The 14,614-nt window shown below is 66.9% G+C and carries 15 protein-coding genes, 1 tRNA gene and 1 riboswitch; of the genes, 5 read left to right on the top strand and 11 right to left on the bottom strand.

All coding sequences use genetic code 11. The features are described 5' to 3' along the window. The first annotated feature begins 88 nt into the window (after nucleotides 1–88). On the top strand, nucleotides 89–913 hold the full coding sequence (locus METLW4_RS0106680; protein WP_018265429.1) for an intradiol ring-cleavage dioxygenase: 825 nt from the start codon (nucleotides 89–91) through the stop codon (nucleotides 911–913). 9 nt (nucleotides 914–922) lie between these two features. Here the strand turns inward: METLW4_RS0106680 and METLW4_RS0106675 are convergent, their stop codons facing one another. The 4 genes from METLW4_RS0106675 to pal form a co-directional block, all read right to left on the bottom strand. Beyond that, the gene (locus METLW4_RS0106675) at nucleotides 923–1,645 is read right to left on the bottom strand and encodes a DUF3142 domain-containing protein (RefSeq protein ID WP_018265428.1); all 723 of its coding nucleotides are present in this window, start codon (nucleotides 1,643–1,645) and stop codon (nucleotides 923–925) included. Then, entirely contained in the window at nucleotides 1,642–3,753 is a 2,112-nt protein-coding gene (locus tag METLW4_RS0106670) for a hypothetical protein (protein ID WP_026191312.1), read from the bottom strand. The genes METLW4_RS0106675 and METLW4_RS0106670 overlap by 4 nt, the downstream gene beginning before the upstream one ends. 92 nt (nucleotides 3,754–3,845) lie before the next feature. Next, nucleotides 3,846–3,922, bottom strand: a tRNA-Trp gene (locus METLW4_RS0106665). A gap of 87 nt (nucleotides 3,923–4,009) precedes the next feature. Beyond that, nucleotides 4,010–4,528: a peptidoglycan-associated lipoprotein Pal gene (pal, locus tag METLW4_RS0106660; protein WP_018265426.1), complete on the bottom strand. Its 519-nt coding sequence runs from the start codon at nucleotides 4,526–4,528 to the stop codon at nucleotides 4,010–4,012. Between the two features lie 306 nt (nucleotides 4,529–4,834). Between pal and METLW4_RS0106655 the strand changes: the two genes are divergently transcribed. After that, nucleotides 4,835–5,479, top strand: a complete 645-nt coding sequence (locus METLW4_RS0106655) for a hypothetical protein (RefSeq protein WP_157234942.1) — start codon at nucleotides 4,835–4,837, stop codon at nucleotides 5,477–5,479. Here METLW4_RS0106655 and chrA read toward each other — a convergent pair. Continuing rightward, nucleotides 5,472–6,713: a chromate efflux transporter gene (gene chrA / locus METLW4_RS0106650; RefSeq protein ID WP_157235327.1), complete on the bottom strand. Its 1,242-nt coding sequence runs from the start codon at nucleotides 6,711–6,713 to the stop codon at nucleotides 5,472–5,474. The two genes, METLW4_RS0106655 and chrA, sit on opposite strands and share 8 nt — an antisense overlap. A gap of 142 nt (nucleotides 6,714–6,855) precedes the next feature. Then, a riboswitch (Fluoride riboswitch) is annotated at nucleotides 6,856–6,918 on the top strand. Between the two features lie 62 nt (nucleotides 6,919–6,980). On the opposite strand from chrA, the gene METLW4_RS0106645 reads away from it, so the two are divergent. After that, the gene (locus METLW4_RS0106645; RefSeq protein WP_018265423.1) at nucleotides 6,981–7,427 is read left to right on the top strand and encodes a hypothetical protein; all 447 of its coding nucleotides are present in this window, start codon (nucleotides 6,981–6,983) and stop codon (nucleotides 7,425–7,427) included. Between the two features lie 236 nt (nucleotides 7,428–7,663). Continuing rightward, complete coding sequence (locus METLW4_RS0106640) at nucleotides 7,664–8,113, top strand: hypothetical protein (RefSeq protein ID WP_018265422.1); 450 nt, start codon at nucleotides 7,664–7,666, stop codon at nucleotides 8,111–8,113. A 6-nt stretch (nucleotides 8,114–8,119) separates the two neighbouring features. On the opposite strand, the gene METLW4_RS0106635 is transcribed toward METLW4_RS0106640, so the two are convergent. The 6 genes from METLW4_RS0106635 to METLW4_RS0106610 form a co-directional block, all read right to left on the bottom strand. Continuing rightward, nucleotides 8,120–9,085, bottom strand: coding sequence for an alpha/beta fold hydrolase (locus METLW4_RS0106635; protein ID WP_018265421.1), 966 nt, complete (start codon nucleotides 9,083–9,085; stop codon nucleotides 8,120–8,122). A gap of 95 nt (nucleotides 9,086–9,180) precedes the next feature. Continuing rightward, complete coding sequence (locus METLW4_RS24170; RefSeq protein ID WP_245258482.1) at nucleotides 9,181–11,238, bottom strand: TonB-dependent receptor; 2,058 nt, start codon at nucleotides 11,236–11,238, stop codon at nucleotides 9,181–9,183. Further along, complete coding sequence (locus METLW4_RS28520) at nucleotides 11,150–11,701, bottom strand: STN domain-containing protein (protein WP_026191311.1); 552 nt, start codon at nucleotides 11,699–11,701, stop codon at nucleotides 11,150–11,152. The genes METLW4_RS24170 and METLW4_RS28520 overlap by 89 nt, the downstream gene beginning before the upstream one ends. A 159-nt stretch (nucleotides 11,702–11,860) precedes the next feature. Then, a complete protein-coding gene (locus METLW4_RS0106620; protein ID WP_018265419.1) occupies nucleotides 11,861–12,796 on the bottom strand; it encodes a FecR family protein in 936 nt (311 codons plus the stop codon). A 73-nt stretch (nucleotides 12,797–12,869) separates the two neighbouring features. Further along, nucleotides 12,870–13,370 (bottom strand): RNA polymerase sigma factor, encoded by a 501-nt coding sequence (locus METLW4_RS0106615; protein ID WP_026191310.1) that lies wholly within the window; start codon nucleotides 13,368–13,370, stop codon nucleotides 12,870–12,872. Nucleotides 13,371–13,466: 96 nt separating this feature from the next. Continuing rightward, nucleotides 13,467–13,862, bottom strand: a complete 396-nt coding sequence (locus METLW4_RS0106610; protein ID WP_018265417.1) for a hypothetical protein — start codon at nucleotides 13,860–13,862, stop codon at nucleotides 13,467–13,469. 233 nt (nucleotides 13,863–14,095) lie between these two features. Between METLW4_RS0106610 and METLW4_RS0106605 the strand changes: the two genes are divergently transcribed. Then, the gene (locus METLW4_RS0106605) at nucleotides 14,096–14,563 is read left to right on the top strand and encodes an Hsp20 family protein (protein WP_018265416.1); all 468 of its coding nucleotides are present in this window, start codon (nucleotides 14,096–14,098) and stop codon (nucleotides 14,561–14,563) included. The last annotated feature ends 51 nt before the right edge of the window (nucleotides 14,564–14,614 follow it).

The following is a 14,614-nucleotide window of genomic DNA, read 5'->3' as shown; positions in this document are numbered from 1 at the left end:
GGACCGAAACGCGCGAGAGATTTTCCGCCGCGCATCCGACACCGGGCCGTTTCATCCTGCGCGCGCTGACGAAGACCAAGGAAATTCCATGCCTGACAAAATTGCTTTGACGCGACGCGGCCTCGTGGCTGTCGCGCTCGCCGGCTCGGCGACCGCGGTTCTGCCGGAACCCGCCGCTCCCGAGCCTGCCCCCGGGCCGCTGACGGCGCCGGCGGAAGAGGGGCCCTTCTATCTCGATCTCGATCTTCAGCGTGCGGACATAGCCGAAGAGCTCGCCGGCGTGCCGCTGGACATCGCCTTCGCCGTCCAGGACGAGACCGGCGCGCCGTTGCCGGGCGCCCGAATCGATGTTTGGCATTGCGATGCGCAGGGGCGTTATTCCGGCTTCCCTGGCCAGGGCGAGGACGGGCGGCTCGATCTCTCGGGCAAGACGTTTCTGCGCGGAAGCCAGATCGCGGGGGCGGACGGACGCGCGCGCTTTTCCAGCGTCTATCCGGGCTGGTATCCCGGCCGCACCACGCATATTCATTTCAAGATCATCGACGGCGGAACGGCGCGTCTCACTTCGCAGATTTTCCTGCCGGATGCGCTGAGCGAATTCCTCTACGCCAATCTCGGCGATTATGCGCGCGGCCGGCTGCGCGACACGCTGAACTCGACCGACGGCATAGCGCTCGCCGCCGGCGAGACGACGCGTGGCGAGCTGCGCGAGGCGGCCGGCCGCTATGTCGTGTCGCTGCGCGCGCGGATCGACCGCAAGACGGTGCGCGCCGTGCCGACGCCGCCCTTCATGCCGCCGCGCGGCGATCGTTTCGCCGGACCGCAGCCGGGGGGATTTCCGCCCGGCGGTCCGCCGCGCCGTCCCGCGCCGCAAGGGGCGGAGCGTCTGCGCGGGCTGCTTCCCAAGGCGTGAGCCGATCGCTCATGGCGCGGCGCGATTGCGCAGAAACACCACATAGCCGAGGAAATTCGGCCGCGTCGTCAGCGCGGCCGGAGGCGCCCATCGCGCCCCTTCGGCGAGGCCGAGCCGGAAGGGAATGCGAAGCCGCGAGAGCCGCGCCAGATAGGCGTCGATATTCTCGACCGTCTGCGCGCCTTTGTAGGTCTGGAAGACCAGCTCGTCGACGCTTCCCGAAAGCGCGTTCAAATCCTCGGGCGAGGCCTGCGACGCCCAATCCATGAGGCCGGTCGCGCCGAGCGCGCAGTCTCGAGGCAGCTCCTGCCGCAGCGCGCGCAGGAAGGCGGCGTAATTCTGCAAGCCGCGCGTCGCCGCGTCGAAATCGATCTGCACGCCGGCGACGCCGCCCGGCTGCGCGCGCCAGGCGTCCAGCCGGCGGCGAATCTGGGCGACGATCTCCGGCGGCCAATCGAGGCTGCGGACGCGATAGGCGAGCCAGAGAGCGGCCTTGTGCGGGCCGGGCTCGACCCCGCCTTGCGCCTTCATGCGGATGAAGCCGTCGCGATCCGGCCCGATCTCGCCCGAATGGAGATAGATGGTTTTCGCCGCGGCGAGCTCGCCGCGCTTTTTGACGCCGGCCCAGAGCCAGAAAGCGTCATGATCCGCCGCCCGCACCAGCGGCTCGCCCATCGCCGGAGAGGCGCAGAGCAGGGCGCAGAGCGCGAGAAGAAAAGCTCGCGCTCTCACCAGTAATATTGCAGGCCGCGCGCCCATTGCGTCGCGCCATAGCGTGATTTCAGCGTTTGGAACCAGGCCTTTCGCTGCGCCTTGTCGACATCCTTGCCGCCGCAATCATTGCTGCCCGCCGGCGCATAGCAATTGATGGCGCGATAGAGCGCATAGGCTCGGTCGGCGTCCTTGGTGGCCGGATCGGCGATCAGCCGCTGATAGACGTCGCCCCGCGAGAAAGGCTCGCCGGGGAAAATGGCTTTGGCGCCGCCCAGCTCGTCCGCCGCCGGACGCCAGGCGTCGAAACGGGCGAAGCCCGAGTGGCGGACGAAATCGCCGAGGCAGAGCAGCCCATGCGCGGAGCGCGGATCGGCGGCGAGCTCCGTGACCACCGCCTTGGGCGCCGGGCATTTATAGGGCTCATTGGCGGGCGAAGACAAAAAGATCGCCGATTTGGGAAGATCGGAGACCTCCGGCGCCTCGGCGTCGTCCTTGGCGAGGCCTTCGGCCGAGAAATCGCGCAGGAAATTCGCATATTGGCCGCGCGTCGCTTCCTTGTAGAGCAGGAGGAAACGGGCGAGCTTGCGCTCCTCCGCGCTCCCCTGCGGGTCGGCGACGGCCATGCGCAGCAAGATCGGCCCGGCCGTGTGGCGCAGCAGAATCGCGCGAATGCGCGGCGAGGAGAGCCGCGTCTCCGGCAGGAAGACCTTGTTCGCCATGCCGGCGCGCTCATAGCTCAGGGCGAGGCCCAGCTCGACCGCCTCTTTCCACAAGGGATTGGAGACAGCGCCGCGCAGCTTCGCCCAATGCTCGATCGCCTGGGGATATTGGCCCGAGGCCATCAGCGCCTGGCCGCGCAAGGTCTCTCGGCTGAAGGCGAGATAGGAGCGCGGCGCCGCGACGGGAGCCCCGAGCGCTTGCAGCGTCGCCGGAAAATCGGCGTCGGCGTAATAGGCGCGCGCGGCTTTCAGAAAGCCGAAGAGATCGGCGTGGCCGGCGAAGGCCTGCGCCTGCGCGTCCAGCTCCGCGGCCGGAAGATGCGTCTCCTTGCCGTCGGAGCGCAGCTTCATCAAATCCTGCGTCGCCAGCAGGATCGGCTCGCGGCTCGCATGGTCTTTGGCGGTGGTCAGATATTTGGCGTCGATCTCCTGCGCCAGATCGACGCCGTCGAGACCGACCTTGGCGCCGCTCCCTTGCGCGATCCGCCGGCCATATTCGGCGGCGAGGCGCTCGTCATCCGCCGCCAGCCAATAGACGCGCCGCAACAGTCCCTGCGCCGAGGCGGCGTAGCGCCCCGTGGAATAGGATTTCAGATAGGTCTGAAAGGCGGCCTGCGCCGCTGTCAGCGTCGCGCGATCGGTCACATTGGGCGTCGCGGTCGCGTCGAAATCGGCGAAGGCGCCGATCTGCGCCTTGTTGAGCAGAGCGCGGGCGGTCATGTAGCGCGCCGCCTCGCGCAGCCAGGCGTTGCGCGCCGTTTCGAGCTTGCCGAAGCGCTCCAGCGCGCGATCGAAATAGCCTTCGTAGAAAGCGTCGGCGCCGATCAGATAGGACGCGAACTCCTGCCCGGCGGCCGAGGGCGCGACTTGCGCGAGCGCATTTTGCGCGGCCGCGTCGGCTTTCTCATTGCGGCAGGAGGGAGCGATCTTGTCCCGCGCCGCCATCAACGCCCGCCGCTCTTCGGCGGAAAGCGCGGGCTCCGCCTCGACCGCAGCCGTGAAGGCGGCCCGGCCGGAGTCGAGCGAGACGCAGCGCGTTCCCTCGCCGTCGGCGAAAGCGCTCGCGGCCTCGTCCTTGCGGTCGCGCGCCCCTGCGCCTTTCCTGCAGGCGTCGGTGAAATCGGGCCGAAAGAACAGCACGGAGGAATAGAAGTCGAGCTTCTCCTCACCCTTTGAAATCGCCTCGTCCTTCGGCCGCAGCGCCGGATCGGCGTCGATCATCAGAAAGAGGAGATTGAGACGTGTGTCATTGCCCGGATCGAGGAAGGGCATGCCGTTCTGCTCGGCATAGCTCCTCTGATCGAGCGACCAGCGTCCGGGCGTCGGATCGCCGCCGCCACAAGCGCTCGCCGTGCCGGCGGAAATCAGAAAAGCGAGAATGGCGGCGCCGGCGAGCATGGAACGCATCGAAACATCCCGATCACGAAATGCGCATCGATATCGCGCTTCGCCGAAAGCCCGGCCGCGCGATCTTTGTTGGGCGGAATTTTGGGAGGAGCTGGCAGGAGTGGAGGGACTCGAACCCCCAACCCCCGGTTTTGGAGACCGGTGCTCTAGCCGATTGAGCTACACTCCTGCGGTGACGGCGCGCCGTCGTGGCTCTCATGCCGCATCGCGGCCGAGGATGCAAGCGCCGGGGAGGGGCCTCGGCGCATTTTGCGGGTCAAGAATTGCCGCCGGACAGCACGGTGACGGCGCGGCGGTTCTGCGACCAGCAGGAAATATCGTCGCAGACGGCGACCGGACGCTCCTTGCCATAGCTGATCGTGCGGATGCGGCCGGCGGAGAGGCCGCGCGAGGCGAGATAATTCTTCACCACCTCGGCGCGGCGGGCGCCGAGCGCGAAATTATATTCGCGCGTGCCGCGCTCGTCGGCGTGGCCCTCCACGGTGAAGGAATAGCGGCCGTAGCGCTGCAGCCAGTCGGCCTGCTTGTCGAGCGTCGCCTGCGCGGTGGTCGTCAGCTCGCTCGAATCGGTCTCGAAATAGACGCGGTCGCCGACATTGACGACGAAATCCTGCGGGCTTCCGGGGGCGGCGTAGCCGCCGCGGCCATTGGCGCCGGCGCCGCCGGCGAGCGCGGCGTTCTCATCCTCGGCGTTTTTGGCGCAGGCGCCGAGCGAGACGGCCGCCAGAACGGCGACGGCGAAGCGCAGGGCGCGCGCGGCGGAAAGCAATGCCATTTCCTCTAAGCTCCTCTGACGACGGGTCGCTGCTGTCGTCAGTCCTATCTGCGCAGGGGTTAAGCGAAGGTTCCGTCAACCTTGACGAAAGCTTTGCGCGCCCCGATGCGGCGTGCGAAAGCGCGGTAAGGTTAACGTGAGCTTGATCGTCGACGCGGTCCGTGGCGGCAGTGAGGCGAAAAGGCGGCGCGAAAGGCGATGCGCCTTGTCCCACAGGGAATTGCGTATGGGGAATGCGGGGGCTGGACCGCCGCCCGGATCATTGTTAGCACTTTCTTCATCATGAGGCGGAGGGTGCTGGAGACGATGCGCGATCTGAAACGCTCCGCCCTTCGCTTTTTCGGGCCGTTCTGCGCGGCGATCGGCGCGCTGACGCTCGCCGGCTGCGTCGATACGGCGGTGGAGATCGGCCATCCGCGGCCCGAGCAGCTCGCCCAGCGGCAGCGCCCGACAGCGCGGCCCGGCGTCAGCCCCCATGGCGCGCCCGTGGCGCTCATCAGCCTGGAAGGCGCGCCGGAGGATGCGCTGGCGCGTTTCCGTCCGGCCTTCGCCCGCGCGACGGAGAGCCGCGACATCGCCGCTTCCGAGGAGCCGGCGGCCGCCTATCGGCTGCGCGGCTATCTCACCGCCTATGCGAGCGCGGAAGGGGCGACGCGCTTCGCCTATGTCTTCGATATTTTCGACCGCAATGGACGACGCGCCCGCCGCCTCACTGACGAGGTGGCCGTGACCGGCGCCGGCGATCCCTGGACGCTGCTCGACGATCGCGCGCTGGCCGCGGTCGCGGCGCGGGGCGCCGACGAGCTCGCCGCCTTTCTCTCCGATACGCCGGAGGCCATAGCCGCCGCGGCGGGCGCCGAATCAGGCGTGACGATCGCCGCCGCGACGCGGGGCGAGCCGACCTCTGCGCCGACCGCCGCCAAGCCTCTGGGCTTCGCCGAGATCAAGTGAGCGATCGGCCGAAAGAGTCGATCGCCGCCGCGCCCAGCGCGCCGAAGAGGACGACGATCCAGGGCGGAGCCCGCCAGAAGACCAGCAGCAGATAGGCCGCCGCCGCGAGGCAGAAATCCGCCGCCGAGAAGATCGCGCTGGTCCAGACCGGCGTGTAGAGCGCGCCCGTGAGAATGCCGACCACCGCCGCATTGACGCCGGCGAGCGCCGCGCGCATGGCGGATCGGCCGCGCACCGCATCCCAGAACGGCAGCACGCCGAGAAGCAGCAGCAAGGACGGAAGATAGATGGCGACGAGGCACAGAATCGCGCCCTCCCAGCCATTGGGCGGCTCGCGCATCGCTGCGCCGAGAAAAGCCGCGAAGGTGAAGAGCGGGCCGGGGACGGCCTGCGCGGCGGCGTAGCCGGCGAGAAAAGCGTCCGGGCCGATCCATCCCGGCGGAGTCACCGCCTGCTGCAGCAGCGGCAGCACCACATGGCCGCCGCCGAACACCAGAGCGCCCGAGCGATAGAACGCCGCGAAAAGGGCGAGCCAATGCTCGCCGGTGGTCGCGGCGAGAATCGGAGCGCCGATCAGCACGATGACGAAGAGCGCCAGCGAGGCGAGGCCGGCGCGCCGACCGATGAAGCCGGTGGAGATCGGCGATGAGGCGGGCGTCGCGCGCTGCGGGAGCAGCAGCCATCCGATGAGGCCGCCGCCGACAATGGCGCCGATCTGGCCCGCGGCCGAGGGAAGCGCCAGAGTGAGGATCATGGCCGCGAGCGCGATCGTCGCGCGCTCGCGATCCGGGCAAAGGGATTGCGCCATTCCCCAGACCGCTTGCGCGACGACGGCCACGGCGACGATCGCGAGGCCGTGCAGCCAGGGAAGATGCGCGACATCGCCGAGCTGCGAGACGCCATAGGCGAAGAGGACGAGGGTGATGGCCGACGGCAGGGTAAAGCCGAGCCAGGCCGAGAAGCCGCCGAGCAGGCCGGCGCGCGACATGCCCAGGATAAAGCCGAGCTGGCTGCTCGCCGGTCCGGGAAGAAATTGGCAGAGCGCGACGAAATCGGCGAAGGCCGTCTCGCTCAGCCATTTGCGGCGCTCGACGAATTCGGCCCGGAAATAGCCGATATGGGCGATCGGCCCGCCGAAGCTGGTCAGTCCCAGCTGCGCAAAGGCGAGAAGCGTCTCGAGCGCCGAACGCCGTGGAGAGCTGGAGCCGATGTTGTCGTCCTCGTCGTTGCGCATGAGCATTTTGGTTTCGTCCTCGCGGCGGCTCATACGCTCGCGCGCGGGATCGCGAAAGCCGCCGCGCCGCTCGCCGGCGCATTGACGATCCGGCCGGCTTTATGTATCGAATTAGCTACATAAGGTCGCGAGGGCGATAGCCCGCGCGCCAGGGGATGGGGTGCCCCCTATAACCGCCGAAGAGGCTGATGACTCCTGCTCGATGCCCGATGATCGCAAGATCATCGAAGGAGGGCGCTCGCGCGCTCATAAAGCAGGAGGAAGCAGATGAATCAGGATCTCTCGGTTTTCGTCACCCCTTTCGCTCTCGTCATCGGATGCGCGCTGATCGCCGCCGGCGGGCTCTACTTCATCGAAATTCAATTTCTGAAGTCGCGCTTCCAGGCGATCGCCGCGCTCGTCGCGGGCTCCCTCGTTCTCGCCGCGCTCGAGGTCGTGCTCGCCGGCAGCAGCGTCTCCTTCTTCAAGGCGCAGCAGGTGCAGACTTCCGCCTGTGAGCTGGAAGGAGAGTCGGCGCATCCCGAGGCGCGCCTCGGCGTCGACGTCAACATCATTCACAAGCACATCCTCGGCTGCATGCAGGAGGCCGGCTATGAATGGTCGCCGACGCATCGCAACTGCAAGGACGCGCCGGTCGCCACCAATCCCTATTGCTACCTGCCGACCGCCGGCTTCGACCGCACCATCACCGCTTTCCAGCTGCGATTCGAATAGTCTGAGCGCTGCGGCGAGGCTCGAGCGCTTTCGAGCGAAGGGGGAGCCGGTTCGCGTGAAGAAAACACGACCGAACAAGGGAAACCACGAGTCATTCCGGTTCAATCCGAGCCGGAATGACTCTAAGCTCGCCGCTCGTCCCAGCGGGGCGCTTGCCGGTTGGAGGACATGCTCCATTTGACCTCGAGACTGAGGGGAAGGCGGCGCCCCGTCGGGAACAGACGGGAGACGTGCCGATGAATGAGGATATCTCCGCCTTCGTGGCTCCGCTGACGCTCATGCTCGGCGGCGGATTGCTGGCGCTCGGCGCTCTGTCCTTCATCGGCATCGATTATTTCGACAGCAAGTTCAAGGCGCGCGTCGCTTTCGCCGTCGGTCTCGCCTTCATCGTCGCGACCGAGCTCGTCTTCGTCACCAGCAGCAGCAGCGGGCGCTATTTCGCCGGGCTGAAGATCGACGTCACCGATTGCGAGCTCGACAGCGAGAGCAAGCTCCCGGAGGAGCGGCACAAGAACAGCAGAGTGCTGCACGATCATATCGTCGCCTGCATGGAGCGGCTCGGCTATGAGTGGAACGCCGAGCACGAGCACTGCAAGGAGGCGAAGATCGCCACCAATTCCTTCTGCTATCTGCCGACGCGGCCGGTGGCGCGGGCGATCGTGCGCTTTCAGACCGCCTTCGAGTAAAAGCGCTCAGGCGCTATCCACCGCCTCGCCGGGAACGAAAGCGTCGAAGGCCGCCCAGAATTGCTCGCGCAATTCGTCGCGCTCCATCAGCAATTCGTGACGCGCGCCGGGAACCTCGATGAGGCTCGCGACCGGCAGCCGCTGGGCGAAGCGCTCGATCGCGCGGGAGGAAATGATGCGGTCGCGCCCGCAGAGAAAGGCCATCACCGGCGAGCGCACGGCGCGGGCGTATTCGGGCGCGGCGAATTGTTTCATCAGCCGGAAGGCGGCGTTGACCCAGCCGACCGTCGGATCGCCGATGGCGAGATGCGGCGCGGCGCGCACGATGTCGGCGTTGCGGGAGAAGCGCGCGGGATCGGAGGTCAGACGATTGCCCTCGAAGGGCAGCTCCTCCAGCGATTTCGGTCCGCCGCCCGGCACATACATGGCGCCGAGGCCGAACATGTCGAGCGTGTCGGCGATGGCGCGCGCGCCGATCGGAAAGCGCAGCCCTTCGAAATCGACCATTGGCGCGGCGACGATGACGCGATCGAATGGCGAGCGCGCCGAATGGACGCGATCGAGCAATATGGCGCCGCCCATGGAATGCGCCAGCGCATGCCAGGGGGAGGGGCATTCGAGCGCCAGGACGTCGGTGATGAAGGCGTCGAGATCGCGCTGATAGAGCGCGAAATCATCGACATGGCCCTTGCGCGGATCGGAAAGATCGCGCTCCGAGCCGCCCTGTCCACGCCAATCCAGCGTCACCACATGAAGGTCGCGGGCGAGCAGATCATTGATCGTCTCGAAATATTTCTCGATGAACTCGGCCCGGCCCTGAAACAGCGCCACTGTGCCGATCGCCCCACGCGGCGGCGCGAAGCTCGCTGCGCGCAGGCTGCGTCCGTCCGCCGTGCGAATGGCGAAGACCTTCGCATTGGGCGGCACGGGATTGTCGGGCGTTCCGATGAGCTGCGATTCGGTGAGCGGCATGTCGGGCGATCCTGCTACGGCGGGAGCGAAAGGCGCTGCCCGCGCCTCTTGCCCCGTCTATCGCATGTCTCGCCCGAGCGCGCAAAAGGCGAAGCTCAGAACTTCACCGTCAGCCCGGCATAATAGGAGCGGCCCTGTCCCGGCACGGCGCCGAAGACGCTCGTCTTCTTGTAATTCGTGTAATCGAAGCCGCCGAGCGGCGAATAATAGCGCACATCGGCGACATTGGTGACGCCGAGATCGATGCGGAACGCGTCCCATTCATAGGCGGTGCGCAGATTGACGAGGCCATAGGAGGGCGTCTTCAGCTCGTTGCGCGCCGTGCTCACATGCGTCTTGCTGTCGACCAGCTGCAGCTCGACGGCGCTGCTCCAGCCGCCGAGCTTGTGCTCGAGCGCGAAGCGGGCGTTGAGCGGCATGATGTGATAGAGCCCGTCGCCGCGATCGAGATTTTCGCCATAGACATAGCCGATGACGCCGGAGAGCGTGAAGCTGCCGACATCCGGCGCCTCATAGAGCTTGCCGCGGCCGGAGAGATCGAAGCCATAGAGCTCCGCCTTGTGATTGCGGAACTGCAGAATGGGGAACCAGCTTCCATTCTTGTCGCTGAATCCGCCGATGCGATCGGCGTCGATGAAATTCTCGACATAGCTGAAATAGGGCGTCGCCTTCACCTCCCAATCATGGGCGACGGGATCGCGCCAAGCGGCCGTGAAGCTCACCGTATGCGCGACCTCGGGCTTCAGATCGAGATTGCCGACATAGCCATTGGCGTCGCCGAACCAGCCGATCATGCTGCTCGCCATGCCGCCGACGCCGAAGGCGTAGCGCTCGTAGAGATTGGGCGAGCGCGTCTTGCGCGAATAGCCGAGCTCATATGTGCTCGTCTCGTCGGCCTGGTAGCGGACGAGCGCGGTCATGTCGAAATTCACGTCGGTGCGCGCATGGCTGCGGGCGTTGAAGAAACGCGCCGCCGTCGCGTCTGGATTGGCCATGCCCATGCCCATTCCCATCATGCCCATGGGGATGGGATTGCGCGGGTCATAGGCCTGGGCGTCGCCGGCGTTCGTCCAGACGACATCGTTGCGCACGCCGAGCGACGTCGTCCATTGCGGCGACCATTTCGCCTCCCATTCCGCGAATGTGCCGATGCGGTCGCGCTGGCCGCCATTGATGTTCCAATAGGTTCCCGGACCCATCATCATGCTGCCGACGATCGGCGGCCACCAATCGTTCAGATGATTGCCGTGGAATTCGTTGCCGACGCGCAGAAGATTGGAGGGGTCGAGCGGAATTTCCGCCTTCAGCGAATAGCCGTAATCCGTTCCCGACGTGTTCATCGGCATGTTGGCGGGCTGCTTGTCGTAGAGAAAGCCCATCTCATGCGCTGTATGGTGCCAGTAGGCGCGCGCCTCGAGCTTGCCCCATTCGAACGCGCCCTCATAGCCGGCGTCGACGGAATAGGCGCGGTTGGCGGTCATATCCATGCGCTGATTGACGAATCCCTGATAGGGAATGTTCTGATAGCCGCCCTTCAACGTGAAGAGATGTCCGTCGTTCTGATAGGCGAGAGTCGCCGAATGATTTTCGGAGATGAAGCCGGTGGAGAGGACCTTCGGTCCATTGTCGCCCGCGTGATAATCCGAGCCGCGCGTATAGCCGCCATTGTAGAGCAGGCTGAAATGCTCGGTGGCGACATTCGCCGTTCCCGAGACGCCGAAGCTGCTGTTGGAGCTGCGGAAGAAGCCCGAGATCGATCCAGAGGCGAGAACGCCGGGCGCGACCGATGGAACGAGCCCGGGCGCCGAGGCGACGTGCGGATTGGCGAAGATCGGCGGCTTGGGCGTGACCGAAATCGTGCCCGCGATCGAATCGCCGCCCTTGCTCACCGGCGTCACGCCGGACAGCACCTCGATCTTTCCGACATTGTTCGGATCGATATAAGAGAGCGGCGGATTCATGTGATTGGCGCAGGCCGAGGTGATCTCGACGCCGCCGAGCAAAATCTTGATGCGATCGTCGGCGAGGCCGCGCAGCGCCGGCAGGCGCGACACGCCGCCCGCCTCATAGAGATCGACGCCCGGCGCCGCGTAGAGCAGCTGCGCCGTGTCGCTGGCGTTGGGACGCTGAGCGTCGAGCGCCGCGCCGCTTATGTCCGCCGCGCCGATCGGCGTGAAGGGGCCGTCGGCGTGGCGCGCTGCGGCGCGCAGCGCGCGCGCGCTCCGCCGCCACGTCGATCGGCGGCAGCGGAACCGCGCCGGCGTCATTGCGCGTGGTCTCGTTCTGCGCGAGCACAATGGCGACGCTGCGTCCGTCGCGCGTGAGGCGATAGCCTATGCCCGTGCCGGCGAGCAGACGATCGAGCGCGTCTTCCAGCGTGAAGACGCCGGTGAGGCCGTGTGTCGTGAGATCGCGCGTCAGCCGCGATTTATAGACGAGCTGCGCGCCGGTGGCGTCGGCGAGGCGATTGAGCGCGGCGGCGATAGAGCCCGCCGGAATCTCATAGCTGCGCACGGCGGCCGCGAGCTCCGCCTCCGGCATTGCGACATGCGCTATGGCCGGCTCTTGTCCGAGGACGAGAGCGCTCAGAGCCGTCGCTATCGCCGTCGCGCCCATGTTTCTATTCTCGAGACGAAAAAATCGCCGCTGCATCCGCCCTTCTCCGAGTTCTCATCAGGAACGAAAACGTCCCTCTATGAACTCTGACGAATGGAGCGCGCGAACACGCACGTCCGTGCGACGAAAAAATGCGGGCGCATGATGCGGCGTTCTGTCTCATCCGCGCAGCGCCACGAGATAATCGCCGATGTGAATCGCATCGAGAGCGAGCGAAGCCTCGATCGCGCGCAGAGCGCCGATCGGATCGGCGGCGTCGAACACGCCGGTGACGCGCAGCAGGCGCGTGGAATCGCTCGCCACGATTATGTAGCCGCGGTGATAGCGTGAGAGAATATCGACGACCTCGCCGAGCGGACGATCGACGAAGATGAGCTTGCCGCGCCGCCATGCGGTGGCGTCCGGCACGGCGACCGGGATGGGCGCGCTCGTCGGCGCCGCCGAGCCGAAGTCGCATTGGCGGCCTTCCTCGACGATCATTCTCTCGCCATGGCTCGCGACGGCGACCTTATGCTCGGCGACCGTCACCCGGGCGCCGTCATTCTCGAGCGCGACGTCGAAAGATGTGCCGAGCGCCGTCACCGTTCCGCCCGCCGCCGTGACGACAAAGGGCCGCGCGGCGTCCGGCGCGACATCGAAAAACGCCTCGCCTTCGAGCAGAGTGAGCGCGCGCTCTCCGGCGGCGTAATGCACGGCGATGGCCGATTTGCCGCCGAGCTGGATCTTGGAGCCGTCCGCGAGCGTGACCATGCGCGTCTCGCCGGCGGCGGTGCGGAAGTCCGCGCTCCAGAGCAGGCGCAGCGTGTCGAAGCTCGCCACGGTGGCCAGCGTCGCGGCCAGCGCGGCAGCGAACGCCATGCGCCGCCGCCGCCGCGCCGCGATCGCGTCGACACGACGCGGCTTCAAAGCCTTCACCTCGCCGCAGAGCGCGCAAATATAGGCGAAGGCCGCGGCGTTGGCCCGATCGGCGATCCAGGCCTCGAAGGCGGCGATCTCGGCGCTCGACATGTCGCCGGCGTCGCGACGCACCCACCAGGCGATGGCGGAGTCCTGCGAGGCGCTCTCCTGCGGCGCGGGATATTCGTGGGCGGCCATAGATCGAAACTCGCTCCTCACACATACAGACGAGCGACGGTCCGAATCGCGGATGCGTCGCCCGGAAATTTTTCTACCGCACCGCGCTTCGGCAGCGCTTTATGGCGATGCGCAAATGCCGGTCCACCATATTGCGGGAAATGCCGAGCCGCCGCGCGATCTCGTCCTGCGGGAGGTCATGATGCATGCGCAGCACGAAGACCTCGCGGCATTTGGGCGGCAGCGTCTCGATCGCCGACGTTAGAATGCGCGCGCGGCGATCGGCCTCCAGCGTCTCGTCCGCCGAGGGCTCCTGCGAGGGCGCGTCGCAGCTCTCCGCATCGGCCACGAAGAGCCTGCTCTCGAGCTTGCGCCGTCGCGAGAAATCCATCGCCAGATTGACGGCGGTGCGGCGCAGATAGGCGGGCGGATCGGCGATCTCCTCGGTCATGTCTCTATGCATGACGCGCAGAAACGCCTCCTGGACGATGTCCGGGGCGTGATCGGGACCGACCCGCCGCGTGAGCAGGCGCGTCAAATCGCGTTGGGTGCGCGCGAAGAGCTCGCGCAAAATCGAAAATCTCGTGTCGGGCATCGGCGCCATCCGTCGCGGCGTCGCCCGGGCGCGGGGGCGTCCGGTGCGTCGATCGGCGTATCGAAACGGCGGCCGCGATCGCGGCGCGCCGCGCGATCAGGCGAGGGGAGGGGCGCGGGACGACCAGGAGCTGGCCCAGCCGACGGGCTCGCGCCGTGGCGGCGCTGTCGAGGCATAGGCGACGAAGGCGAAAGCGACCGGCGGCGCGAGGATCGGCTCCTCGGACGGCGGCTCGGCGAGGCTCGGCAGATCGCGGCCGGAGACGCAGAGAATGCAGCAGGGCGCATGATCGCGCTCTGCCGGCGGCGCGCCGTCCCTGTGCGGCTCGCAATAGGCGGAGGCCGAGACGCCGGCCGCGCTCGCGTCATGCGCTCGGACCAGCGAGGCGGCGACGAAAGCCTGGAGCGCGAAAAGGCAAAGCGCCAGCGCCGAGACGAATGCGCGTCTCGCCGCGGAGACGTCCGACCAGCGCCGTGACCTCAGCTTCGCCATGAGTGAAACTAGCGCCGGGAAATTTCCGCGGTCAATGCGATCGTCGCGCTCGCGGCGAAAACTCGGGGCCTGTCACAAAATTGCGACACCCGCGCCGGCGCCTCTTGCAGGCCGCAAAAGGCGCTCCCACATGGAAATCAGCGCGGGCCGTAGCGGACGCGCTTCTTCCCCGGCGCGAGCGGGGACGAGCATCCCGATCGCGCTTCCACTGTCGCTTCTAGGAGGACAATGACATGCGTCACTTCGATCTTTCCCCCCTCTATCGCTCGACCGTCGGCTTCGATCGTCTCTTCTCGCTGCTCGACCAGGGGCCGGGCGCGGAGACGGCGCCGACCTATCCGCCTTATAATATCGAGCGCACCGGCGAGAACGACTATCGCGTCACCTTGGCCGTCGCCGGCTTCGCGCGCGAGGATATCTCCATCGAGACGCGCGAGAACACGCTGACCATCAAGGGCGCGAAAGACCCGCAGCCCGAGAGCGGCGGCGTCAAGCGCGAGATGCTGCATCAAGGCATCGCCGCCCGCGCCTTCGAGCGCCGTTTCCAGCTCGCCGACCATGTCGTCGTGACCGGAGCGACCCTCGCCAATGGCCTGCTGCATGTCGATCTGGTCCGCCAGATCCCCGAGGCGCAGAAGCCGCGCCGCATCGAGATCGGCGGCGGCGTTCCGGCCCAGACGATCGACGCCAAAGCCGCCTGACCGCAGGCTGAATCCTCTCCTTGCAAAAAAATCGAGGCGTCCCGAGAGGGA

The sequence above is a fragment of the Methylosinus sp. LW4 genome (assembly GCF_000379125.1).
Taxonomy (GTDB): Bacteria; Pseudomonadota; Alphaproteobacteria; order Rhizobiales; family Beijerinckiaceae; genus Methylosinus.
Note: the sequence above shows the minus strand (reverse complement) of the source record. Positions and strands in the feature narration are given on the sequence as shown.

Bases quoted from the DNA above. Each gene is read 5' to 3' on its own strand.
- METLW4_RS0106615 (WP_026191310.1), bottom strand. From the start codon at position 13,370: ATGCCCGACACGAGATTTTCGATTTTGCGCGAGCTCTTCGCGCGCACC.
- METLW4_RS0106620 (WP_018265419.1), bottom strand. From the start codon at position 12,796: ATGGCCGCCCACGAATATCCCGCGCCGCAGGAGAGCGCCTCGCAGGAC.
- METLW4_RS0106645 (WP_018265423.1), top strand. From the start codon at position 6,981: ATGAATCAGGATCTCTCGGTTTTCGTCACCCCTTTCGCTCTCGTCATC.
- METLW4_RS0106610 (WP_018265417.1), bottom strand. From the start codon at position 13,862: ATGGCGAAGCTGAGGTCACGGCGCTGGTCGGACGTCTCCGCGGCGAGA.
- METLW4_RS0106635 (WP_018265421.1), bottom strand. From the start codon at position 9,085: ATGCCGCTCACCGAATCGCAGCTCATCGGAACGCCCGACAATCCCGTG.
- METLW4_RS0106680 (WP_018265429.1), top strand. From the start codon at position 89: ATGCCTGACAAAATTGCTTTGACGCGACGCGGCCTCGTGGCTGTCGCG.
- METLW4_RS0106670 (WP_026191312.1), bottom strand. From the start codon at position 3,753: ATGCGTTCCATGCTCGCCGGCGCCGCCATTCTCGCTTTTCTGATTTCC.
- METLW4_RS28520 (WP_026191311.1), bottom strand. From the start codon at position 11,701: ATGGGCGCGACGGCGATAGCGACGGCTCTGAGCGCTCTCGTCCTCGGA.
- METLW4_RS0106605 (WP_018265416.1), top strand. From the start codon at position 14,096: ATGCGTCACTTCGATCTTTCCCCCCTCTATCGCTCGACCGTCGGCTTC.
- pal (WP_018265426.1), bottom strand. From the start codon at position 4,528: ATGGCATTGCTTTCCGCCGCGCGCGCCCTGCGCTTCGCCGTCGCCGTT.
- METLW4_RS0106655 (WP_157234942.1), top strand. From the start codon at position 4,835: ATGCGCGATCTGAAACGCTCCGCCCTTCGCTTTTTCGGGCCGTTCTGC.
- chrA (WP_157235327.1), bottom strand. From the start codon at position 6,713: ATGCGCAACGACGAGGACGACAACATCGGCTCCAGCTCTCCACGGCGT.
- METLW4_RS0106640 (WP_018265422.1), top strand. From the start codon at position 7,664: ATGAATGAGGATATCTCCGCCTTCGTGGCTCCGCTGACGCTCATGCTC.